18 protein-coding genes and 1 tRNA gene are annotated in these 24,425 nt (G+C 39.2%); 12 read left to right on the top strand and 7 right to left on the bottom strand.

From position 1 onward, the window contains the following. Nucleotides 1-56 precede the first annotated feature (56 nt). The 4 genes from ftsH to ACYVHJ_RS00140 all read left to right on the top strand — a co-directional run bounded on the left by ftsH (nucleotide 57) and on the right by ACYVHJ_RS00140 (nucleotide 4,450). Nucleotides 57-2,093, top strand: a complete 2,037-nt coding sequence (gene ftsH / locus ACYVHJ_RS00155) for an ATP-dependent zinc metalloprotease FtsH (RefSeq protein WP_339902639.1) — start codon at nucleotides 57-59, stop codon at nucleotides 2,091-2,093. A 171-nt stretch (nucleotides 2,094-2,264) separates the two neighbouring features. Further along, nucleotides 2,265-3,050, top strand: coding sequence for a UDP-2,3-diacylglucosamine diphosphatase (locus ACYVHJ_RS00150; protein WP_339902640.1), 786 nt, complete (start codon nucleotides 2,265-2,267; stop codon nucleotides 3,048-3,050). Next, nucleotides 3,031-3,864 (top strand): hypothetical protein, encoded by an 834-nt coding sequence (locus ACYVHJ_RS00145; RefSeq protein ID WP_339902641.1) that lies wholly within the window; start codon nucleotides 3,031-3,033, stop codon nucleotides 3,862-3,864. The genes ACYVHJ_RS00150 and ACYVHJ_RS00145 overlap by 20 nt, the downstream gene beginning before the upstream one ends. Nucleotides 3,865-4,015: 151 nt before the next feature. Next, nucleotides 4,016-4,450: a hypothetical protein gene (locus tag ACYVHJ_RS00140; RefSeq protein WP_339902642.1), complete on the top strand. Its 435-nt coding sequence runs from the start codon at nucleotides 4,016-4,018 to the stop codon at nucleotides 4,448-4,450. Between the two features lie 56 nt (nucleotides 4,451-4,506). Here ACYVHJ_RS00140 and ACYVHJ_RS00135 read toward each other — a convergent pair whose 3' ends face one another. After that, nucleotides 4,507-4,935, bottom strand: a complete 429-nt coding sequence (locus ACYVHJ_RS00135; protein ID WP_339902643.1) for an FKBP-type peptidyl-prolyl cis-trans isomerase — start codon at nucleotides 4,933-4,935, stop codon at nucleotides 4,507-4,509. 201 nt (nucleotides 4,936-5,136) lie between these two features. Between ACYVHJ_RS00135 and ACYVHJ_RS00130 the strand changes: the two genes are divergently transcribed. The 6 genes from ACYVHJ_RS00130 (at nucleotide 5,137) to ACYVHJ_RS00105 (ending at nucleotide 13,453) form a co-directional block, all read left to right on the top strand. Further along, nucleotides 5,137-6,516: a sigma-54-dependent transcriptional regulator gene (locus ACYVHJ_RS00130; RefSeq protein ID WP_339902644.1), complete on the top strand. Its 1,380-nt coding sequence runs from the start codon at nucleotides 5,137-5,139 to the stop codon at nucleotides 6,514-6,516. Next, nucleotides 6,506-7,849, top strand: a complete 1,344-nt coding sequence (locus tag ACYVHJ_RS00125) for a sensor histidine kinase (RefSeq protein ID WP_339902645.1) — start codon at nucleotides 6,506-6,508, stop codon at nucleotides 7,847-7,849. The genes ACYVHJ_RS00130 and ACYVHJ_RS00125 overlap by 11 nt, the downstream gene beginning before the upstream one ends. A gap of 165 nt (nucleotides 7,850-8,014) precedes the next feature. After that, nucleotides 8,015-8,827, top strand: a complete 813-nt coding sequence (locus ACYVHJ_RS00120; RefSeq protein ID WP_303612670.1) for a UDP-2,3-diacylglucosamine diphosphatase — start codon at nucleotides 8,015-8,017, stop codon at nucleotides 8,825-8,827. Between the two features lie 9 nt (nucleotides 8,828-8,836). Beyond that, nucleotides 8,837-9,952, top strand: a complete 1,116-nt coding sequence (locus ACYVHJ_RS00115) for a glycosyltransferase family protein (RefSeq protein WP_460511475.1) — start codon at nucleotides 8,837-8,839, stop codon at nucleotides 9,950-9,952. Between the two features lie 272 nt (nucleotides 9,953-10,224). Further along, nucleotides 10,225-12,897, top strand: coding sequence for a glucosidase family protein (locus ACYVHJ_RS00110; protein ID WP_460511473.1), 2,673 nt, complete (start codon nucleotides 10,225-10,227; stop codon nucleotides 12,895-12,897). Continuing rightward, entirely contained in the window at nucleotides 12,872-13,453 is a 582-nt protein-coding gene (locus tag ACYVHJ_RS00105; protein ID WP_460511471.1) for a ribonuclease HII, read from the top strand. The genes ACYVHJ_RS00110 and ACYVHJ_RS00105 overlap by 26 nt, the downstream gene beginning before the upstream one ends. A 10-nt stretch (nucleotides 13,454-13,463) precedes the next feature. Here ACYVHJ_RS00105 and ACYVHJ_RS00100 read toward each other — a convergent pair whose 3' ends face one another. Continuing rightward, nucleotides 13,464-14,948 carry an NAD(P)H-hydrate epimerase gene (locus tag ACYVHJ_RS00100; protein ID WP_460511469.1) on the bottom strand — a complete coding sequence of 495 codons (1,485 nt, stop codon included), beginning with the start codon at nucleotides 14,946-14,948 and terminating at the stop codon, nucleotides 13,464-13,466. Between the two features lie 1,373 nt (nucleotides 14,949-16,321). Continuing rightward, nucleotides 16,322-16,395: transfer RNA gene (locus tag ACYVHJ_RS00095), tRNA-Ile, on the bottom strand. Between the two features lie 188 nt (nucleotides 16,396-16,583). Here ACYVHJ_RS00095 and ACYVHJ_RS00090 point away from each other — a divergent pair. Both ACYVHJ_RS00090 and ACYVHJ_RS00085 read left to right on the top strand, forming a co-directional pair. Further along, a complete protein-coding gene (locus tag ACYVHJ_RS00090; protein ID WP_339903537.1) occupies nucleotides 16,584-17,213 on the top strand; it encodes an HAD family hydrolase in 630 nt (209 codons plus the stop codon). After that, nucleotides 17,206-18,318 (top strand): site-2 protease family protein, encoded by a 1,113-nt coding sequence (locus tag ACYVHJ_RS00085; RefSeq protein ID WP_460511466.1) that lies wholly within the window; start codon nucleotides 17,206-17,208, stop codon nucleotides 18,316-18,318. Before ACYVHJ_RS00090 ends, ACYVHJ_RS00085 begins: the two co-directional genes overlap by 8 nt. Before the next feature lie 18 nt (nucleotides 18,319-18,336). On the opposite strand, the gene ACYVHJ_RS00080 is transcribed toward ACYVHJ_RS00085, so the two are convergent. The 4 genes from ACYVHJ_RS00080 to ACYVHJ_RS00065 form a co-directional block, all read right to left on the bottom strand. Beyond that, a complete protein-coding gene (locus tag ACYVHJ_RS00080; RefSeq protein WP_460511464.1) occupies nucleotides 18,337-18,642 on the bottom strand; it encodes a rhodanese-like domain-containing protein in 306 nt (101 codons plus the stop codon). A gap of 6 nt (nucleotides 18,643-18,648) precedes the next feature. Further along, nucleotides 18,649-20,472 carry a T9SS type A sorting domain-containing protein gene (locus ACYVHJ_RS00075; RefSeq protein WP_460511462.1) on the bottom strand — a complete coding sequence of 608 codons (1,824 nt, stop codon included), beginning with the start codon at nucleotides 20,470-20,472 and terminating at the stop codon, nucleotides 18,649-18,651. Further along, nucleotides 20,473-21,246: a PASTA domain-containing protein gene (locus ACYVHJ_RS00070; RefSeq protein ID WP_460511460.1), complete on the bottom strand. Its 774-nt coding sequence runs from the start codon at nucleotides 21,244-21,246 to the stop codon at nucleotides 20,473-20,475. Nucleotides 21,247-21,395: 149 nt separating this feature from the next. Beyond that, nucleotides 21,396-24,416 carry a choice-of-anchor J domain-containing protein gene (locus tag ACYVHJ_RS00065; protein ID WP_460511458.1) on the bottom strand — a complete coding sequence of 1,007 codons (3,021 nt, stop codon included), beginning with the start codon at nucleotides 24,414-24,416 and terminating at the stop codon, nucleotides 21,396-21,398. Nucleotides 24,417-24,425: the final 9 nt, after the last annotated feature.

Here is a 24,425-nt window from a genome sequence, read left to right as displayed (position 1 = left end):
AAACTTTCTTTTATCTAATTCGTTTTAAAAAAATTCAAGCATTATAAAATACCGACATGAGTAATAATAAATCTAAAAAATTTGTTCCAAAACCTCCCCAAAAGCCGAATTTTCAACTTTGGTTGATCATAACCGCGGTCATTGTCCTTATTGGCGTCACCTGGTTTAATCAAAACACGGCCACTGTTGAAATTACCATGAAGCGTTTTGAGGACATGGTTTTAAGCAATGACGTAAAGAAAGTAACTGTCATATTTAATCAAAATTATGTTGAAGTCACTCTAAAAGAGGAGGCACTCGAAAACCAAAGGTATAAAGATGAACTGGAGAGTCAGAACAGGTTTTCAAATCCTACGGGACCACATTATAAAATTAAGATCGCCTCTGTTGATAATTTTATAGAAAATTATTCACAGCTGGAAGAAAAATTACCTGAAGAGCAAAGAATAGGTTATTCAGCTAAAGAAGAAGAGAGCTGGGGCAACTGGATTTCAAGTTTCGGCTTCTTGATTTTAATTTTCTTCCTTTTTTGGATGATGATGCGAAGGATGTCCGGACCAAGTGGACCGGGAGGACAAATCTTTAATGTAGGCAAGTCAAAAGCCCAACTGTTTGATGCTGAAAACAAAGTTAAAATCACGTTTGACAATGTGGCAGGTTTAGACGAAGCAAAAGAAGAGGTTGAAGAAATTGTAGAATTTTTAAAAACCCCTGCCAAGTTCACCAAACTGGGGGGTAAAATACCAAAAGGAGCTTTACTAATAGGCCCTCCGGGTACAGGTAAAACTTTACTTGCCAAAGCAGTGGCTGGGGAAGCAGGTGTTCCTTTCTTTACACTTTCCGGATCCGACTTCGTGGAGATGTTTGTAGGGGTAGGTGCTGCGAGGGTTCGTGACCTATTCAAACAAGCCAAAGAAAAAGCGCCTTGTATTATATTTATTGATGAAATAGATGCCATAGGCAGATCCAGAGGAAAAGGACAGATGCCCGGATCCAATGACGAGAGAGAAAACACCCTTAACTCCCTTTTGGTAGAAATGGATGGGTTCGGAACGGATTCAGGAGTAATTGTCCTTGCGGCAACCAACCGCCCGGATGTACTCGACAGCGCATTGCTAAGAGCAGGCCGTTTTGATCGCCAGATAAGCATTGACAAGCCCGATATTGTTGGTAGAGAAGCTATCTTTAAGGTTCACTTAGAGCCCATCAAAACTTCAGATGATATAGAGCCGAAAAAACTAGCTGCCCAAACCCCGGGATTTGCAGGTGCAGAAATTGCCAATGTTTGTAATGAAGCTGCTTTAATAGCGGCGAGAAGAAACAAAAACGCGGTGGACATGCAAGATTTCCAAGATGCAGTGGACCGGGTAATTGGTGGTTTGGAAAAGAAAAATAAAATCATCTCTCCTGAGGAGAAAAAAATAGTTGCCTACCACGAGGCAGGACATGCTGTAGCCGGTTGGTTCTTAGAACATGCCGATCCATTGGTTAAAGTAAGTATTGTCCCTAGAGGAATTGCTGCTTTGGGCTATGCTCAGTACCTTCCAAAAGAACAATTCCTTTACCAAACCGAACAGCTTATCGACGAAATGTGTATGGCATTGGGAGGAAGAGCTGCTGAAGAAATTATCTTCGGTAAAATCTCAACCGGAGCATTAAGTGATCTTGAGAGAATCACCAAAATGGCTTATTCCATTGTCTCTGTGTATGGAATGAATGATAAAATAGGTAATGTTTCTTTCTATGACAGCAAAGGTGGTGAATACAAGTTTGACAAACCTTACTCTGACAATACGGCTCAGACCATAGATGAAGAAGTGCGCAAACTTATTGAGTTTGCTTATTCCAGGACCCTTGACCTTTTAAGGGAGAGGAAAAATGAATTGGTTAAAATAGCCAAAGAGCTTTTGGAGAAGGAAATATTATTCCAAGCAGACTTGGAGGAGCTTATTGGTAAGCGGCCTTTTGACAAGGAAACAACTTACGAAAAGTTTACCAAGTTAAAAACCGATGACAAAGCCATCGAAGCACCAAAGAACGATGGAACAGATACGGATGATAAAAAAGAAGATGTAGTGGAAAACAAAGACTAAGGTCTAAGTCAAACGATACAGTCACAATAATTAAAGGAGGGGAAACCCTCCTTTTTTGATATATTGGTGGTCTATAAGCTATTTTTATAAATAAACAGTAATTTTGTAAGTAAAACAGATCGTTTCCAAAGCATGCCGCCATCTCAAATTGCTACAAATAGCAACAATTCTATGAACATCACATTACAGCAATCTCAAAAGGTCTATTTTGTTTCAGACTTTCACCTTGGAACCCCGGATGACATTAGCAGTAGACAAAGAGAAGATAAAATAGTTAAGTGGCTAAGCGAAATTGAAGCAGATGCTGCTGCAATTTTTTTTGTAGGGGATATATTCGATTTTTGGTTTGAATACGAAAAAGTAATACCTAAAGGATTTTTTAGATTCTTCGCCAAGATCACCATGATGAGAAGCAAGGGAATACCTATGTTTTTTTTCACGGGTAATCACGATTTATGGATGAAGGATTACTTTTCCGAAGAATTGGGAATACCCGTATTTCACCACCCTCAAGAGATTGAAATAAATCACAAACGTTTCCTCGTTGGACATGGTGATGGCTTGGGGCCGGGAGATAGAAAATACAAATTGCTCAAAAAGTTTTTTACCAGCAGCTTATGTAAATGGCTGTTCAAATGGCTACACCCGGATATTGGAATCGCAATAGCTCAAGCCTGGTCCAAAAACAGTCGCCTCTCGAACGAGTTGAAGAAGGAAGATGAATTTAAAGGTAAAGAACAGGAATGGCTTTTTCAATACAGCAGAGATATTGAAAACAAAATTCATTTTGATTATTATATATTTGGCCACAGACACTTACCTTTAAATTTACCCATCAATGACACTTCAGTGTATTTCAATCTGGGAGAATGGGTGAATCAATGTTATTACGGTGAATTTGACGGAATAAGCTTTCAACTTAAGCAGTACAATGGCTATGCAATTAAGGCTAATTAAGACGTTTTCAGCGAGCCTATTGTTGCTTTGTATGGGAGGAAATGTTTATGGACAAAACGATGACCTTAACCAATTATGGGAGCTTTCCCTATCGGGAATAGATAAGCTGGCCACCAATAACAGAGGCGATATCTTTGTGACAGATAATCAAGGTTATCTTTTTCAGTACGATTCAAAAGGAAGTTTAATCAATCAATTGGCTACATCATTAAGTGCACCCGTCACAAATTTGGATGCCTACAATACTGTAAATGTTTTTCTCTTTAGCTCAGCTCTGCAACGATTTGAGTTTTTGGACAGGTTTCTAAACCCGATTAGTAAACTTTCCATCGATGCGTCAATTTCCTCAGGTTGGGTAAGTCAAGCCTGCCCCGGCAACAACAATAGCCTGTGGCTGTACGATGAGTCAGCTCTTAATTTAATTAAGTTTAGCCTTATCAACAATGAGCTTTTGCAAGCTCAGGCCTTAAATACGCTGATTCAACAGAATGACCTGAAAGTGATCTTGCTAACTGAAAGAAATAATATGTTGTTTCTTCAAATTGCTGAAGATGGGTTGTATATTTTTGACAATCAAGCCAATTTTATAGAGAAAATCTCTCTTACCACAGAAAACAGGTCGGTAGTAGAAGGAGATTATGTTTATGTGATTCAAGATGACCAATTGATCAAGATCAATTACTTGACCAAAAAATCCCAATCATTTGCTATTCCTAAAAATAAAAACTTTAAAAAAATAAGCCTTTCTTCCTTACAACTGTGTTTGGCCAACGAAAAGATCCTGGCTGTTTATAAACGCCCTGAAAATTTCTAATAAAACACCATACAACCATTTACATAAAACAGAGTAATATTTATTGCTTTAGGGCCAATAATTCGTTTATTAGTTATAATTTTGTTAAATTATATTAATTAAAGTTGAATTTTTAAAATTATTCGGATCGATCTTTGCTATTTGCACATTAATGAATGTAGAAAAATACACCTTAAAATTTACAGTATCTGTACTCCTTTTTTTAGCACTTTTCCAATTGGGGAGATTTTCTGCAGAGGCTCAGAACGTTAGCAGAACCTTTGAAACAGAAATTTCATTTCCAAAGGATTTAAACACCCCTACCGTAAACTTTAATTTGCAATCATTGGGAAATAAAAAGTTTAAACTTATCCTAGATAAACCGAATACCCAGTCAACGGAAGTGAAAATCTTTGATATCTTAGGTAACCTTATTTTGCAAGACCAGCTTTTACCTGATGAAGGCCTTCAAAAAAACTATGACTTCACCCATCTAAACAGCAAAATATTTGTTGTGGAAGTTGGCAATGCCAAATACAACAAAACAAAAAGTATTTATGCCAACCCTCCTGGCACAATTGATAAACAAACCAAAACAAAGGAATAAAAAAAAGGACTTGAATAACAAGTCCTTTTTTTATTGTTAGATTATATGATCCAAATTTAGATTACTTCAACAAGTTGGATATCAAATACCAAATCTTCTCCTGCAAGAGGATGGTTGGCATCAAGTGTGATTTTAGCTTCGTCTACATGTACCACTTTTACCGGAGTGGGCTGTCCTTGTTGGTTTTGAATGGATAGGTCCATTCCAACCTCAGGTTTAATTTCTGCAGGCACCTGATCCAAAGGTACGTCTAACATCATGTCCTCTCTTTTCTGACCATAAGCTTCGTCAGTTGGAATTGTTACACTTTTATCGTCGCCTACCTTCATGCCTTCTACGGCCACGTCAAATCCTTTTATCATTTTGCCATCTCCCAAAACGAACTCAAGAGGCTCTCTGTCTTTAGAAGAATCGAATATTGTTCCGTCTTTAAGTTTTCCTGTGTAGTGTACCTTTACGGTATTTCCTTTAGTTGCTACAGACATAATTTATGTTTTTTTTGTTTGATGCACAAAGGTAACAGAAATATCAGGCTATTAAAAAATTAGAACTCACGAATGTCATTGTGTTCAAATTCGAAAAGAATTTGTTCACTTTCGAACATTTTTTTCTACCAATACACACAATTTTTCTTATTTTGGGGTATTAAAGCTTGGCATAATTTCAGCAGTTAAAAATCAAAAACAATGGAGGAGAAAAATTTAGGTAAAATTTTGATAGTAGATGACAATGAAGACCTGCTTTTTGCAGCCAAAATGTTATTGAAAAAACATGCCAAAGAAGTAAACATTGAAAAAGACCCAAGAAGAATTCCTTTTTTGATCAACAATAACACTTACGATGTCATTCTTCTCGACATGAATTTTACGGAGGACACCACCTCCGGTAAGGAAGGGTTTCATTGGCTTAAAAAAATAAAAGAAATCGATCCCAAGGCTGTGGTAATCCTGATAACCGCTTTTGGAGACGTGGAAATGGCGGTGCAAGCACTTAAAGAAGGAGCCACAGATTTCATCCTAAAGCCATGGCAAAATGAGAAATTGCTAGCTACCTTATCAGCCGCCATCAAATTAAAAGAAAGTTACAATCAAGTGGACAAGCTTTCAAGTCGTCAGAAGCAACTTCAAGCAGACTTGAAAAAACCGTTTTCGGAAATTATTGGCCGCAGTGCTTCCATGAAAAATGTATTCTCTATAATTGAAAAAGTGGCAAAAACAGATGCCAACGTTTTGATCTTGGGTGAAAATGGAACAGGAAAGGAATTGATTGCGCGTGCCATTCATGACCAATCTGAGAGAAATGATGAGATTTTTGTTGGGGTAGACATGGGGGCTATTACAGAAAGCTTGTTTGAAAGCGAATTATTTGGACACAAAAAAGGGGCTTATACGGATGCAAAAGAAGACCGTGCAGGGCGATTTGAGGTGGCAGACAATGGCACCTTATTCTTGGACGAAATAGGTAACCTCAGCATGCCCTTACAATCCAAACTATTAACAGCCCTTCAAAAAAGGGAGGTTACAAGAATTGGTTCCAACAAATCGTTGCCCATAGATATTCGACTGATATGTGCGACCAATATGCCCATTCACAATATGATTATGGAAAGCACTTTCCGTCAAGACCTATTGTATAGGATTAATACGGTGGAAATTTTTCTTCCGCCACTCAGAGACCGACAGGATGATATCCCTATATTGGCTGAACATTTTCTTAAAGTCTATGCAAGCAAATACAGAAAAGAATTTAAAGGTCTGAAACATAGCGCACATCAATTGCTGCAAAGGTACAGTTGGCCGGGAAATATCAGAGAACTTCAGCATGCCATAGAAAGGGCCATAATCATGGCCGAAGGAGAGGAACTAGACAGTCGGGATTTCTTTTTTCTATCAGCAAAACCTGCTAACGAAAAAATAAGTACCAACACCTTAAATCTCGATGAAGTGGAAAAAAACATGATCCAAAAGGCAATCGACAAAAACAGTGGTAATATTTCTAAAGCAGCGAAAGAATTGGGGTTGACCAGGGCTTCCCTATACAGAAGGTTAGAAAAATATGGATTATAAAATAGGTTTACTGGGAAGGGTCTTTGTGCTTGCATTAAGTCTTTTCTTTCTGGCATATATCATCGGCAATGATGCAGGAGTATTTGCCATCTCATTATTTATCATTCTTACTTTTGTTCAATTGATACTGCTTATCCGCTATGCAGAAAGCAGTTTCAAAAAAGTCAGACAGTTTCTGGACAATATCAAGCAAAACAATTATGCTACAGTATATCCGGTGAAGTTTGATGGCACAGAAACAGATGACCTCCATATTGAGTTCAACGCCATCCTGGCAAAACTCAAAGAAGACCAACTGGAAAAAGAAGCCAACTTTCAATATTTCAGAACAGTATTTCAGCACCTCAGCATCGGACTAATCACCTTTGAAGCGGATGGAAGTGTACAGATACTCAATACGGCTGCCAAGCGGATGCTCAACATTGATAAACTCAATCACATTCGAGAGATTTCAGGTATCAATAAGGAATTGTATCAAGCCATAGACCAACTACGGACAGGAGGAAGTGAACTTATAAAAATCGCCCATCCAGATGGAATCATGCAATTGTCCGTTTATGCCATAGAACTGGTATTGAGGGATACGAAGTTTAAATTGGTTTCCTTACAGAATATTCAAAGTGAGCTAGAGGAAAAAGAAATGGAAGCCTGGCAAAACCTTATCCGGGTACTTACCCATGAAATCATGAATTCAATTGCCCCCATTTCCTCTTTAGCAGCCACCATAAGCACTGATTTAAAAGACAAGATCAAAAATAAAGGACAGGTAGAACAGGATGATTTACAAGATTATCAAATGGGGATTTCCACGATAGAGAAAAGAAGTGAAGGCTTGATCAATTTTGTTAGCGATTTTAGAAGTCTGGCCCATGTGCCTTTGCCAAAATTTACTGCTATAAAATTAAAAGAGCTTTTTGACAGGCTAGACATCTTGTTTCAAAACCAAAATGAAGAAAAATCCATCCAGTTTAATAAAGAAATTCATCCCAACGACCTGCTTTTATTTGCTGATTGTTCCTTAATTGAACAGGTATTGATCAATCTGGTTCAGAATGCCATCCATGCAGTGGAAGAAACACCAAGCAAGAAAATAACCTTGCGGGCTTTCATTGATGACAATGGAAAGATAATCATTGAACTGGAAGATTCCGGAAAAGGAATCGAAGAAGAGGCATTGAATAAAATCTTTATTCCTTTTTTCACTACCAAGCAAAAAGGCTCGGGTATTGGGCTAAGCCTTTCTAAACAAATCATGCGTCGGCACAAAGGCAACCTTCAAGTTAAATCAAAAGTGGGTGAAGGAACTGTTTTTAAATTAATTTTCAATGCATAATTCTTCTTTGTAGCACAAACACTACTTTTCTCTTTGGTATAATTCGGTTTTTAACAATTCCTTCATATAGACAGAGGATCCTCCCTCCAAATTAGCATTTAAATAATAAGGGCTTCATTACCAGTTTATTTGGCATGATTAAATTGCTTCCAAAATAAAATCATTTTGGAGACAAATTTTAAAACGATTATTCTATCTGACATCCACCTTGGAACCAAAGGTTCCAAAGCCAAAGAAGTGGTCAGGTTTTTAAAGCAGCACGAATGTGAAAACTTGATCCTAAATGGCGACATTATCGATGGATGGCAACTAAAAAAGTCAGGCAGCTGGAAGAGAAAACATACCAGGGTTTTCAATAGAATCTTGAAAATGATAGATTCAAATAAAACAAAGGTTTATTATCTCCGTGGCAATCATGACGATTTTTTAGATCAGGTCCTTCCCCTTGAAATCGGTCGGCTTTCTATTCTGAAAGACATGATTTATGAGAGCAATGGTAGAAGGTATTTCATCACACATGGGGATGTCTTTGACAATATCACCACCAACCTTCGCTGGATAGCTTATTTGGGAGATATAGGTTACACCTTTTTGCTGTGGCTCAATACTCAAGTTAACCTATATCGTCGCAAAAAAGGCTTGCCATACTTTTCCCTTTCCCAATATGTAAAATCCAAAGTTAAATCGGCTGTTACTTATATTGATGACTTTGAAAAAGAGCTATGTAAAATTGCCAAATCAAAGAATTGTGATGGGATAATCTGTGGCCATATTCATAAGGCAGAAATTAGAAATATTGATGGCATTGACTATTATAACTCCGGAGATTGGGTGGAATCTCTTAGTGCCCTTGCTGAGGATCACGAAGGGAATTGGCAACTGATTTACTACAATGAACTGGATTTTAGCCAAACCGATAAAAACAAGGTGGTTAAGATGAAGGACATTACAATCAATCAGGCCAAGAACTTTTATTAAAAGCGAAAAATGAAATTTTTATTTATCGTTCAGGGTGAAGGAAGGGGGCACATGACCCAAGCTCAGGTGCTTAAAGGGATTTTAGAAAAGCAGGGACACAGCATAGAAGCAGTGATTTTAGGAACTAGTCAAAGAAGGAAAGTGCCCACCTATTTTTTAAATACTTTCAATTGCCCTATTTACAGTTTCCCCAGTCCCAATTTTATCACAGATAAAGAAAATAAATCTATCCGCATCAGTGCAACAATTATTGAGAACTTGAAAAAGTCTGCACTTTTTATGCGTACATTAAAACAAATAGACCAACGGGTAAAATACCATAAGCCGGATGGCATCATAAATTTTTATGACATTTTGGGAGGCTTATACAACTTGCTTTATAAACCTAAGGCAAAATTCATTGCCATAGGACATCAGTACCTTACCTTTCATCCTGATTTCATCTTTGCCAAACAGGGAAAAATCAACAGTTATTTATTTAAGCTAAACACCCTGCTTACTTGTTATGGTGCCCAAATGAAAATTGCTTTGTCCCTTTGGCAACCCTCACCGGAAACGCCAGGTAGAGGACTAAAAGTTTGGCCCCCACTAATTAAAGAAAGCATAAAAAAATCAGCAATTGCACAAGAAGATTTTTACCTGGCCTATGTGGTTAACCCGGGCTATGCTCAAGAAATCATAGATTCTGCCAAGAAAAACCCGGAGGCAAAAATTGAAGCTTTTTGGGACAATACTGCCTTTGAGAACCCTTATCAGGCATTGCCAAACCTTACTTTTCACCTGATAAATGAACAACTATTCTTAGAAAAAATGGCTACTTGCAAAGGTTTTCTTACCACAGCAGGTTTCGAATCCATAGGTGAGGCCATGTTTCTGGGCAAACCAATCCTTATGGTTCCGGTAAAGGGACAGTATGAACAGCGTTGCAATGCGCTGGACGCAGAAATGGCCGGTGCCGGCAAAGCCTCGGATACATTTGATCTATCCGTTTTGGAAGATTATATGCAAAAACCAGCCAAAAACTTTCAGAAGGGCTATACTTTTAAAAACTGGCAAAGTACTTTGGACAACCATATCACGGAAATGGTGGCAGAACTATCGAGTCAAAGAAGCCTTAAAGTTTAAGCCTGAGGCCCTGATCTTCTCTAGTCCTCCGCAATAATGGACCATGGCCTTTTGAGGCCAGCCTATATCGAATGAACCTCTTTTTCCCATTACACCAAGTTAAAACCATACATATAAAGGTTTATTTAAGGCTTTATAAAGAGAGGTTGGTGATTCAATCCATAATAATATTGAAACAAATTGAAAAAAAATCAAATTGAAGCATGAATTTTTAGCATAAAGAAATCTAAATAGCTTAAATTCGCTCTTTATTAATTCGGCGAGAACTACCCATGAATATAGAGCTAAAGCGATTGAAGGAAGACCGGGAAAATACCCGGCACTGGAAGAAATGGGGCCCTTACCTTACGGAAAGGCAATGGGGTACCGTTCGAGAAGATTATAGTCCAGATGGATCTGCCTGGGAGAATGTAACCCATGATGATGCCAGAAGTAAAGCATACCGTTGGGGAGAAGAAGGTATTGGCGGTATCAGCGACAACAAACAAAAAATATGTGTTTCTTGGGCATTCTGGAACGGTCAGGATGAAATGATTAAAGAAAGGCTGTTTGGTCTCACAGGAAATCAAGGAAATCACGGTGAGGATGTTAAGGAATTGTATTATTACCTGGATTCCTCTCCCACGCATAGTTATATGAAAATGCTCTATAAATACCCACAGAGCAAATTCCCCTACCAGCAAATACTGGATGAAAATCTAAGAAGAGGAAAAACTGATAGAGAATACGAGATATTAGATACAGGTATATTTGATAACAACGCTTATTTTGATATTTACCTGGAATATGGGAAGGAAGACATAGAGGACATTGTCTGCAAAGCCACCATCCATAACCGAGGTTCGGAAGAAGCCGATATATGGGTAATGCCTACCATTTGGTTTAGAAAAACATGGTTTACAGGAGATGAGCCTTTTATGCCCACCCTCAGAAAAAGTGGCAAAAATAGAATTAAAGCCTACTCTCCAAAATCAGGGAATTATAGCTTTATTTTTCAAGGGGAGCCTGAACTTAAGTTTTGTGACAATGAAACCAACCGGGAAAGGCTATACCATATTGGCAATCAAAAAAAATACCTTAAAGATGCCATTAATGACTATGTGCTTCATGGGGATAGTACTCACCTAAACCCTAAAAACACCGGCACCAAGTCAGCTGCCATTTATAAACTGACCATCCCTGCCGGAGGAAAGTCCGAAGTACTCTTCAGGATGCAAAAGTTGCAAACTGAAAACCCTATTGAAAATGCCGAAAGGATTCTTCAAAACCGCATAGAAGACACCAACAATTTCTATGAAAATATCCAAGAAAGGGTTAAAGACGACGAAATGAAAATGATCCAAAGGCAAGCCTATGCAGGTATGCTATGGACCAAACAATTTTATTACTACAATGTAGAACGTTGGCTGGAAGGTGACCCGGGAAGGTATCAACCTCCACAAGAGAGAAAATCCGGGAGAAATAGCAATTGGCGCCACCTACAGAATTATGACATTATCTCAATGCCAGACAAATGGGAATATCCATGGTATGCGGCATGGGATCTGGCATTTCATACCATCCCCCTTGCCCGTTTAGACCCGGACTTTGCCAAGGATCAGTTGCTTGTCTTGCTAAATGATTGGTACATGCACCCCAATGGTCAAATGCCTGCCTATGAATGGAATTTTAACGATGTCAACCCTCCTGTCCATGCCTGGGCTGTCCAGCGTGTCTATCAAATTGATAAAAAAAATAACGAAAACAAGGTAGGAGATCAGGAATTTCTGGAAAGAGCCTTTCATAAGCTACTTCTTAACTTTACATGGTGGGTCAATCAAAAAGATGAAGAAGGCAAGAATATTTTTGAAGGTGGCTTTTTGGGGCTTGACAATATCAGTGTTTTTGATAGAAGCCATGTAGACAAGTTTTTTGGTAAACTTGAACAAGCAGATGCCACCTCTTGGATGGCCATGTTTAGCCTCAATATGCTTAGGATCTCCTTGGATCTATGTGAATTCAATAAAGTTTATCAGCATACAGCCATTAAATTTCTGGAGCACTTCCTGAATATAGCAGGTGCCATGAGCAATATTTCTAAAGAAAACATCAGCCTTTGGGATGATGAGGACAATTTCTTTTATGATGTCCTGCACCTTTCCGGAGAAGAACCTAAGCTCATGAAAGTAAAATCCATTGTGGGCATCATTCCAATGTTTGCTGTAGAACCTATTCGGGAAGAGTTGTTTGATGACCTGCCTGAATTTAAAAAGCGATTGAATTTTTTCTTTAAGGAAAAACCTAAATTGGCTGCTTTGGTATCCAACTGGATTCATCCAGGGCGAGACAAAAGGCGACTCTTTTCATTGCTGCGAGGACATCGAATGAAAAGCATTCTTAACAAAATGCTTGATGAAAAAGAGTTTTTATCAGAATATGGCATTCGCTCCCTGTCCAAGTATCATCTGGAACACCCCTACTCTATACAAATCAATGGCAATCGATTTTCCATCAGGTATGCTCCAGGAGAATCAGAAACCTCTATGTTTGGTGGAAATAGTAATTGGCGAGGCCCCATTTGGTTTCCTATCAATTACCTGATCATTGAGTCACTGAAAAAGTTTGATTACTATTACGGCGGCACATTCTCCATAGAATATCCAACGGGTTCAGGGAAATACATTACCCTGGATTTGATCGCAAAAGAATTGTCTCTCAGATTGATCAACATCTTTATGAAAGACAAGGATGGGAATCGACCCATCTATGCAGAAAATGAGAAAATGCAGAAAGACCCTCATTTCCAAGATTTGATTCTTTTCTACGAGTATTTTCACGGGGACAATGGACGTGGACTGGGCGCCTCCCACCAAACCGGCTGGACAGGCTTGGTTGCCGAATTGATTCATAAATACCATAAAGAACAGGAATTTTACCCCAATGCTGCTACCGAATTTAGCTCCTAATAGATTAGAAGCCGGCTGTGATGAGGTAGGCCGGGGTTGCCTTTGTGGTCCTGTGACTGCCGCTGCAGTCATTCTTCCGGAAGACTATGCCAATGAGTGGATCAACGATTCAAAAAAGTTAACCAAGGGCAACAGGGAAAGGCTTAACAATGAGATAAAGGAAAATGCCTTGGCTTGGGCCATTGCTAGTGCCTCAGTCGAGGAAATAGACGAAATCAATATTTTGAATGCATCCTTTCTAGCCATGAACAGGGCGATTGATGCATTAAAAGTCACGCCTGAGTTTTTATTGATTGATGGCAACAGGTTTAACCCAGTCTACGATATTCCTTACCAATGTATCGTGAAGGGAGATGCCAAATATGCAAGCATAGCCGCCGCCTCCATTTTGGCAAAAACACATAGAGACGAATTAATGGCCAAGCTAGCACTGGAATATCCGGGGTATGGTTGGGAGAAAAATGTTGGTTATCCAACCAAAGCCCACCGCCTAGGAATACAGACATTGGGTCCTTGCCCTCACCATAGAAAATCTTTTCTCCTGCTACCGAAATAAGCCGGTATACTTATTCTATCCCAAAAGCCAATAAACTTTGTGGAATACTGTTGATGATATCTGTAGGCAATGTGCCCCTTCCATTTTTTTCTCCGGCAAGTTCTCCGGCATGTCCATGATGAAAAACACCGCATATGGCCGCATTTTTCATTGAATACCCCTGACCCAAAAAGGAGGTGAGTACTCCTGTAAGCACATCTCCGGAACCTCCTGTGGCCATATAAACCGTCCCGGAATTGTTAAATATTTGGCTTCCATCAGGAAAAGTGAGCAGACTAAATGCTCCCTTTAAAACCAAACTACAATTATTTTCTTCGCAAAAATCTCTGGCCAAATTAATTCGCTTAAGGTGATTGTCACAAGCCTTGCCCGTTAATCTTTCAAACTCTTTTAAATGCGGTGTAAGGATAACATTCGGGTGTAATAAAGATATCCATTCTTGTTTTTCCCCTAGGATATTGATGGCATCAGCATCCAGTACAGTAGGCCCTGAATAATTTTTAAGAACATGGTGAACCAGCTCCTTGGCATTTTTTCCTTTGCCCAGACCGGGACCCAGCCCAATCGCATCTATGCCTGAAAAATCTAGGTCTGCATCAACTTCCCTTTCCGAGGATGGTGGCAATACCATGGCCTCAGGGATAGTAGATTGAACAATATTTACCCCACATCTCGGTACTTTGCAAAACACAAGCCCTGACCCTGTTCGCAATGAAGCCATGGTACTCAGACAAATAGAGCCCATTTTACCATAACTTCCTCCAGCCAAAATGATGCGACCAAAATCGCCCTTATGGCTAAAAACAGGAAACTTCCTATGGTAGGAAGCCATGTTCTCTCCTGAAAAAAACCAATATTCGGAAGAAAAAGGTTTAAAATGCTTTGGTTCCATCCCTATTTTTCTCACCACCAACTTGCCTACATAAGTCGCATGCTCAGGAAATAGTAAGGCCAATTTTGGAAATTGGAAGCTGACGGTATAATCCGCATGAAAAACTTCCCCCTCTGCCTGAGCATCAGATGGAAGTCCTGAAGGCATGTCTACGCTGATTTTTACCCCTTCCCTATTATTTAGCATTTGCACCAGGGCATCGTACTCCCCTTCCAGGGGTCTGTTTATTCCTACACCAAAAATAGCATCGATGCAGATGTCAGAAGGCTTCAATTGGCTCCAGCTGCTTGCTCTTATTTTTTCCGGTAAAACCTTTAGGTTTTTGGTAAAATCTACAGATCCTTTTTCTTGATTGCCTATTATAGCAACATTTACCTGATACCCCATACCGGACAATATCCTTGAGATGGCTAGGCCATCTCCCCCGTTATTACCCGTTCCACAATAAATGTTTACTGTACTGGCTTTCTTATATTTGGCTTCAAACCAATGACAAAATTCATTGGCAGCCCTTTCCATCAACTGATAGGAGCTAATACCCGATTCATTGACATACAATGCATCTAACTCCTTCACTTGTTTTCCTAAAATTATTTTTTGCATAAAACATTATTAGTGACAATTGAATCATCAACCATTCAGCCAAGCATAACAAAGTCTGTGCTAAAGGCCGCTTAATTAATTTTTCCCGTAACTAATTATGGTGGACATCCAATACTTCTTTGTAAAAAAACCTACTTAAATTAAGGCATCTTATCCTCTCCAATTGAGGGAAACACCCCCTGCAAACCATCAGACAAAATACCATAGCAATGTAATAGCATTAAGTTGAACCTTGAAGGGATCAATTATGGGAATTTAAAGTAATCAATGACTAGACAAAAACCAATTAAAGGTTAAATCAGAATTCTTAGTTTCTTAAAATTCAGTTGAAAATAATTAAGACTTAGTTGGAAATATTAATTATAAACTAAGTATTTTTGCTACAAATTATTTTTAGTAGGTGGATTGAGGTTCTTGTAAGAGAAATTTCAATTTTCACTATTTAAACAATATCTTAATTCAAGGGTAAATCCGTTTACTTTTTTACTTGCCTTTTCCTCTTTACCACTTCTATTGCTTTTGGGCAATGTAGGATCTTAAATAAAAATGACTCCTACGGACTTTTGCTTACAGACGGGCTGAGCCCGGCATTCGAGTTCAAAAGTTTTATGACCGATAACCGGGCAATCTTTTGGCAAAAGCCAAGGAAATGAGATAATATTCAAAACCCCCAGCTAAAGCTGGGGGCTATTGAGAAACGTAATCCATAAATAGATTCCAAATTCCATTAGATTTTTACATTAAACAATCCTCTCAATAGGAATGGGCTTTAGCCCATTTATTAAAGCAATAACCTATTTAACCGGCTTTAGCCGAAATTTAGAGCGGTTAAGGGTTTATAGCATAATTTCCCGAAGGTAAATGCCTAAAATCCTATGTCCCTACCTGGTCTAAGTTTAGCGAAGCGTAACTTGGACCTAAAATGGGAAAGCTTTCAACTTTTGTAGGATAGGTTCATTTTGCTATCATCTCTTAAATCAAGGTGGAAAGCTTTTAACCTGAAAAATTTGGCTAAAGCCATATAAACGTACAAATTATTGAGATCCCCCAGCTAAAGCTGGGGGCTATTGATAATTTAAATTCATCACCATTGAAAATAGAAACAATCAAATCCATTTAACCCACCCTAATATCCACCACGTTTTTTTATAAACAAATCCCTCTCAATAGGAATGGGCTTTAGCCCATTTATTAAAGCAATAACCTATTTAACCGGCTTTAGCCGAAATTTAGAGCGTAAAATTTTTTCATATATAGCAACCTTAACCAATAGCTTAGGTCTCAAACACCTATGGCTTCGACAGGCTCAGCCACCGGTGTCAAATATAAAAAATTAGGCATAAAAAAAGCCGAGATTGCTCTCGGCTAATTTGTGGGCCCACCTGGGCTCGAACCAGGGACTTTCTGATTATGAGTCAGATACTCTAACCAGCTGAGTTATAGGCCCCACTATTTTTAAGATTTTATACTCTCCTCTATTTGACCACAAATAAAAGAAAGTAATCGTCCAAGTCCAAAATTATTTCAAATTCAACTCGGCTCCCATATGAAGTTTAAAAGTCTTTTGAAGCTTTTACCTTGCTTTTGGGAATGCAATGTTACATATTTGATTTTAAAATCACAACATAATTTGTAATGAAAAATTGGCAAGAAATTGAATTTTTGATTTTTGATTTAGGCAATGTTATCTATGACATTGATTACCAACGGACTTTTGAAAAAATAAATAGTCGCCTGCCGGAAAACCAACATCATTTAATTAAAGAATTTATGGTCTCCCCTATTCACTTTGACCTTGAAACAGGGAAATCAGACGAAAATACTTTTAGAAATGGAGTGAGGGATTTCTTTTCTTCAGACTGGGAAGATGCATGGATCGATGAGGTTTGGAACAGTATCTTGGTGGATATTCCTCAGGAAAGATTGGAGCTGCTAATGGAGCTAAAGAAAAAATACCCTTTGTTTATGCTGAGCAATACCAATAGCATACATTTTAAGGTGGTGGAAGAAACCTTTAAACAAAAATTACCCAAAGACACCTGGCCTCAGCTTTTTGACCATTTGTTCTTAAGCCAGGAAATGGGTTTGCGTAAGCCGGATGAAGCCATTTACAAAGAGGTGGTCAAAGGCATTGGGGCAGCTCCGGAAAAATGTTTATTTTTTGATGACCTCAAAGAGAACCTTTTGGGCGCGAAAAAAGTTGGCATACAAACATACCATATTGACCACCCAAAAGCATTAATCAATTTTTTTCAAAATGTATAGTACCAAAGAATATTTAAAACACGGTACCCTTTTCCTATTAACAATTGTTGCAACTACCCTGGCAGGCGGTGAATGGCTCTATGGAAGGAGCATACTCTCCTCCGAGCAACCGCTTACCTGGGAATATTTTGTCCTCTCTCTGCAGTTTTCTCTTCCCTTTATAGGGATTCTACTGATTCATGAGTTGGGGCATTTGTTTACTTCCATTTACCATAAAGTAAGGTCATCCTTACCTTTCTTTATTCCTGCCTGGCTAGGTTTCCTAGGTTCACCCTCCATAGGAACCTTTGGTGCCGTTATACAAATAAAAGGGCTAATTAGCAGTAGAAAGAAATTCTTCGACATTGGTGTTGCAGGCCCAATTGCCGGCTTTGTGGTAGCCTTGGCCGTCTTGTTCTTCGGTTTCACAAATTTGCCGGAAGCTGACTACATCTATGAGGTCCACCCTGAATATGCAGATCCGGACTATGTGCTGGGAGAGGATGAAGAAGTTATGGATTTTGAACTGGGCTATAATTTATTGTTTTGGACCATGGAAAAAACACTGGCAGATCCTGAGAGGATGCCGGCCATGTCCGAAATAATCCATTACCCTTACCTATTTGCAGGATATTTGGCTTTGTTTTTTACAGCCATTAACCTTTTACCCATTGGGCAATTGGATGGAGGCCATGTGGTCTTTGGCCTTTTTCCCAAAAAACACAAGGTTATCTCCTTAGTGGTCTACACTGCATTTTTATTTTATGCCGGACTTGGGATAATCAGCCCTTTTGAGGACATCAACTATCTGGCACTGGCCTTGCCCCTGTATATAGGTTTTCTGTACATCTGCTATAGAAAATCAGACCTGTCCAATACCAACAAATGGATAATGGCACTTATGATTGCCTCCATTCAATACAGTCTGGTAAGTATTTGGCCGGATGTTAAAGGTTATTCCGGATGGCTTTTCTTTGCTTTCCTAGTGGGCAGGATCTTAGGTATCAAGCACCCGGAAGTAATTGATGGGAGAAATTTAAATCAAAAACGAATCGTTCTGGGATGGATAGCCATAGTCATTTTTATCCTATGCTTTACCCCTGAACCATTCGTTTTTGAAGAATAAAATCTAGTAAAATTATAATTACTCTTCTTCTAATTCTCTGTAGGCCAAAATACCTCCAAGAACATTTCGGACCTTTGTAAAGCCTTGACTTTCCAGATACTGTTTGGCATTACCACTTCTGGCACCTGATCGACAGTGGACAATGATTTCATCATCTTTGTGTATTTCTATTTCAGATAGCTTATTAGGAAGCTGGGCTAGAGGGATATTTTTAGCGCCTAGATTGTCGTCTTCATATTCATAAACTTCTCGGACATCTAAAAAAACAAACTGTTCCTCTTTGTCTAATCTTTCTTTTAATTCTTCTACTTCTATGTCTTTCATCGCTACTTATTGAACAATAATTCTATGAGTTAAAATCTGACCGTTTTTTACCATTTTGATCAGATACATTCCTTTTTGACTTTCTGTAAAATTAAGCATTTTACCTGCTTTATCCACTTCCTGTGGTATATTTATCAATCTTCCCTGAAAATCAAAAACTTTGATATCAGTGACCTCTCCTACCACATACAACCTTTCCGTTACCGGGTTAGGGTAAAAAACCAATTCTTCATCCGGTATTTCGGTTTCTTCCACCACCGGGTCTAAACTCAAATGTGCCCGCATCATTAAATTACCTCTAACAAGCTCATTTTGCTGCCAGGCTCCCACCACATTATAAAAAATCCGGTCCCCGGAATCTCCACTTTTGTCTAAACCGATCGGTAGGTAATCATTTGAAAACTGAGTGAAACCAACAAAAAAGTGGTCCTCAACAAGTACATTGGAATCCAATTCAAAATAAGAATAAACACCCAAGCCGGCATCGGCCGGTATCAAGACCTCTTTTTGATATAAAGGTTCACGGCTAACGGTGTCCCATACCATCAATTCTATGGCATTATTCCTTTGGGCAGGGTCGACAAATTGAATGCTTACTCCTGCAAGGTAAGAAGGGTTGGTCAACTCAAAAGACAGGGCCAAAATACCACCTCTTTGGTTAATTCCGGCCGCATAATCTGCCATTCCATTGTCATAGGCATAAAAATCTCGAAAGGGGATGACAATTTTACTGGTATCATTCACCCTAAAATCCACATTGGAAGCCTGTCCATCTCCCTCTTCTTCCTCAAGAAACGTATCCCCTGCCATTAGGTACATGGACACTTCCACATCCATAGGCTCATCAATCGCCTCCACCAATTCTTTGACATCTAAGTTGCTGCTACTAAAAGCTCTTCGCTCCAAGGCCTGTGGAACCGGGTTAAAAGGAGTGTTGGTATTGGGTTCATCCAAAAGCTCACCTGTAGCATTATTTTTTAAGCTGACAGTATACTCCATGGCCCTAAACCTATTCGCAAAATTATTGAATTCGTTGCTTATTGGGCCGGTGATTTTTTCCTCGGTAATTTCAAAATAGGGTATGGCAAAATAAGGTGCAAAAGGGCTGCCGGGAATTTGAGTGATTGCCCTGTCCTCTGGAAACCTGTCAATAATACTCCTATCTTTGTTCAGGTAAATATAATCTAAAATCCAGGAATCAAAAGGCCCGGAAATCCTTCCGGATTGTTGAAATTTAAACTGAAAGGCACCATGCAAAAACTTATCTTCCACAGGCAATAAAACTTGAATAAAATCATCGGTTGACAAATCAGCCTCCCCACTTTGGCTCCACGCCAATTCCCAATTACCCTCTGAATCTAAAAAATACAACTCAAGGGCATCTGAATCATCAGGGCGTTCTGCTTTGCCTCCTGCCTGCCAATAAAAGCTAAGGTAAGTATCAACTGTGGAAGTCAAATCAATGGGCTTGGAGAGCAATTGATCCCCCTCCCCTTCTTCCAATCTGGTAGAGCTATATGGTTGCCCGGTTTCATCCACCCCATCAAACACCACAACCCCTAAAGATGGGGCTGAAATTCCGGTAGTAAAGGAAGCATTTACTCCCTTGGCTTCCCACAATAATTCCGAAAATTCACCGGAGGAGAAATCATCCCAAAAAGGAAGCTGTAGCACCTCTTCTGCGGTCTTAAGGTGATAGGTTGATCCATCCTCTGTAGCTACCGGTTGGGGAGGTATCGGAAGTTGCCGAAACTGCGCTTGACTATTAAAACTTAATAAAAGCCCTAACAACAAAACACAAATCAGAACCGATACCTTGAATTTCTCCATCTAAAAATCTATTTCTTGGGCAAGTTCAGAAACCCATACATCCACACGCTCTCCAGTTCTCATGCTTAATCCGGAAGGAGGAAGTTGCTTAATAACTGTACCCTTAGGAACAGTATCTGTTTCCACATAATTGATTTCCCCCATGGTAAGACCAGAGCCTAATATTAAAAACTCAGCTTCAAGATCATCCATTCCTATAATATTTGGCATGGTCAATACCTGATTGCCCAGGCCATCACCTACCACTAAATCAATTTTGGAGCCTTTGGGAATCTCCAAACCTTCCTTAATTTCTCTGCCCCTGTATTTTTGTTTTAATACCGCATTGTGGCCAATATCCGGAACATATACAATATCTCCCCTCACCAAACCAAAGTTAGCTATTATTTCTTGGGCATTTTTCAGCGGTGTATTGACCAAGTTAGGCATCTTGATCAAAGGTGCATTTTTTGCATTCAGGGTAACATATATTTTACGCTCTTGTTTTACTTTTGCCCCCGGCTTTGGGTTTTGCTTTAATACCACTAGAGGCTCAGCTTCAGCTACAAACCCACTGTCTAAAGTAACCTCCATAATAAGGTTCCTTCCTTCTAAATATCCTTGAACTTCATCATAATGAAAGCCCTCTAAATCCGGAACAGTAACCGATTCCCCATGATGGGTATAACTCGGTAAATAAATTTGGAAAAAGGTAAACAATAGCCCAAAGGTAATGGCTAATATGATCAACAGGTGAATACCTATTTTCTTAATACCTACTTTAAAATCACTCATAATTTGTCTAATGCAAGATTTGATCCAACTTTTTAGGATGTCACCTTTTTTTCATTTGAATACTTATGCAAATTAATGCTATAATTTATATCTTATAAATTACAGCTCAAATTTTTCTAAAAGAACTATCCCTTCCTATTTCATTATCATCATTGTAAAACCAATCTTTTTGTCAGAAGAAAATCTTCTCCCATGATTTTTACGATAAACAAACCGCTACTCAAATGTTCCTTCCCAAAACTATACGTTTGATTCAATGTATTGGGAAAGGTAATATCGTAAGCTTTCTGCCCGGATGTACTGAAGAATTGAATGGTTATGTCTTCATAATCCTGTAGGTTAAAGGTAATATTGAATACATCCTGAGCGGGATTTGGGTAAATCAAGCTCTGGTTTATTTCAGGTACTACAGGGTCAGGATTATCGGACAAGTACAATGAAATATTGTCTACCTGTAGTACTCCTTCAGAATCTTCTTCATTTTGTACTTTAAAATATATCCTAACTTTTTCTTCCCCCGCAAAGTCATTCAAGTTGACAAAGCTGTGTTGGCTTGCTTCATCCGATCCATTGGAACCTATTTCCTTATTGAGCCCTTCACCTGTCACCTCCCACACCTTTTGTCCCGTTTGACCTCCATCTGTGCTCACCAAAATTGAAAAACCGGAAATACCCTCTGTGGAAAAACCATCTCCTCCATAATCAAATATTAAACCGGCCCTACTTGTTCCATCAAGTGAGAATTCAGGTGAAACCAACCAATAGGCATTGTTGGATTCCATTCCGGACAATACAGCTTGATTTTCTCCTGATATAGAAGACACTTGCCATGAAGGCAAATTATTTTCAGGATTGATGCTTAGCCAGTCATCAAGTTGGCCGGAATCAAAATTTTGACGCCAAGGAGCTAATATACTTACCTCATTCTGAATAAAATACCTGGTCATTTGGTCTCCGGAGTCGTCGTTCTGGTCAAAATTAGGCATTGAAACCTCATAGGTTACCTGATTTAAACCAGGATCAAAGGAATTGTCCAATTCCACGGAGATGGAGGATCCCGGTGAAAGGCTGACACCTTCTATCAAATTGGAATCTCCTGCACCTTTATTTAGATAAAAACTGGACACGGATAGGTTCCCATTATTGGACAAGGTCAATATATCCGATACCTGTGCTCCATTTACTACTGGCAAAGGTTCTTCCACAGCATCTATCTCTACTTGGTAATTTAAGTTTTCCTCAGTGTTCAGGTTGATGTTTTTAATGAAAATATTATTTCCATATCCATTGATTGACACAAAAGCAAGGCGCACATCACTTTCTCCGGCATAGGCACTGAGGTTGACCAATTCTTTTCTAAACTGTTCCTCAGTACTTGGTACAAATTCATTGGAGGAAACACCGACTGTTCCAAGAATATTGCCTGACTTGTTATAAGGAGCTGTCAATAGATTAAATGTATTGCCACAATCAGTGGAAACAGCAACAATAAGCGACTCACTGTAGGCGCTATTTGAAAAAGGTGAATAGGCCAAATCAAATGACAGCTGTGGATTTTGTAAACCGGACAGGTCAAAAACCGGACTAATCAAATAATCCAATTCACCTTGACCATTGTAATCGAAACCATTGAGCAGAAACACCTCGCTGGAGCTGCCGTCGATCGGAAGATCAATTGGCGACCAGGTATAGGATTGGTCCTCGTTGATGTATTCCCAACCGGAAATCACACGGTGTCCGGGGTAGGAATAAGGCAGAACTGCCGTGGCCGGCAAATTGGTAGTAATACTTTGAAAATTATTTGACTGGTCTTCATCTTCGGCATCATTCACCAATAAAATCTCTGCTCCAAATGTATTGCTGCTGCCACTTAAGAAAATTTCATCAAAGGCAAGTTGTGCAGATTCTCCCAAGGCAATGTTTACTTCAAAATCTTTCGTTTCTTGCGCTGCCCCATTTAGCTGAATACTAGCCTTAATTTTGGTGACCGTTTCCTGTCCTGCATTTACTACTTCGATGACAGGAGTAATGGTATTGCTACAGCGATAATTCGACGGTGAAATGATCTCAGTAAGTTCAATATCATAACTATAAATTTGTGGGTCTGATAGTGCCCTGCTACTGAGCAAAGATGCTCTCCTGGGGCTATAGGTCAATATTACATCCATGCGTTCCACCTGCCCTACAGTAAAGAGGCTCATGCATCGATCCGGTGTATAATCCATGAAATTTTCCACCATATCTCTGGAATCACAAGTAAATCTAGGAGTAACAATACAAGTATTGTTAGATTGGCTTTGCAGTGGAGTATCAGCCACATAATCGTCAACTTCACAACCTCCATCACCCCAGGTATGCCTGAGGCCTAAAAAATGTCCCATTTCATGAGTGGCGGTCCTTCCTTTGGAGTTTTGAGAAACATTGCCAATGCTTCCGAAATAATTATAATCAATGGCAACCCCATCGGTCTCTCGGGTCACAGTAGGGTTGCTTAAACCTTCCAATTCGTTGGAAATAGGGAAACTGGCAAAGCCTATTGTGGGTGGGGTCAGCGGCATTACCCAAATATTAATGTATTCTTCAGGTGCCCAAGAGGCAAGTTGACCTACCAAAGCCGCATCATTTAATCCATAAGTATCTTTTGGTCCTTCCACCCTATTGATCCCATTAGACGGCATGCCTTGGGGATCTTGTTTGGCCAAAACAAATTCAATCCCTGCACTTGAGGCAACATCTAAAAATTCCGTTGGGGTATTGGTAGTGAAATCAGAATTTTGCATTTGAAAATCCTCATTCAATATTCTTATCTGATCTAAAATTTGTGCATCAGAGATATTTGCCCCTACACCAATCGCTTCTCCATGATGGATCACATGAATAACCACGGGTAGCTGTCTAATTTCATCGGCAAGTGTGCGGTTCCCCTCACTTTCCAACCTTAATTGCTCTCCTTTGGCCGCTACCCATCCTTCAAAATAAGCTTTGGAACCAAAATAGCCCAGAGACTGTGCTTGCTTTTCTTCAAAAAAAACGGTGGCGCATTGTTCCAATGATCGGCCTATACTGTCGGTAATTGCTTCATTTTGACCTAAAGCAATATTTCCACCCCCTATAAAAAAGAATTGCACTGATACTAAACATAATATCAGTGCATTATAATATTTAATCATATTTTAAAT

Source organism: Cyclobacterium sediminis (genome assembly GCF_054781075.1).
The sequence above is the reverse complement of the archived record's forward strand: the minus strand, read 5'-3'. Positions and strand labels throughout refer to the sequence as shown.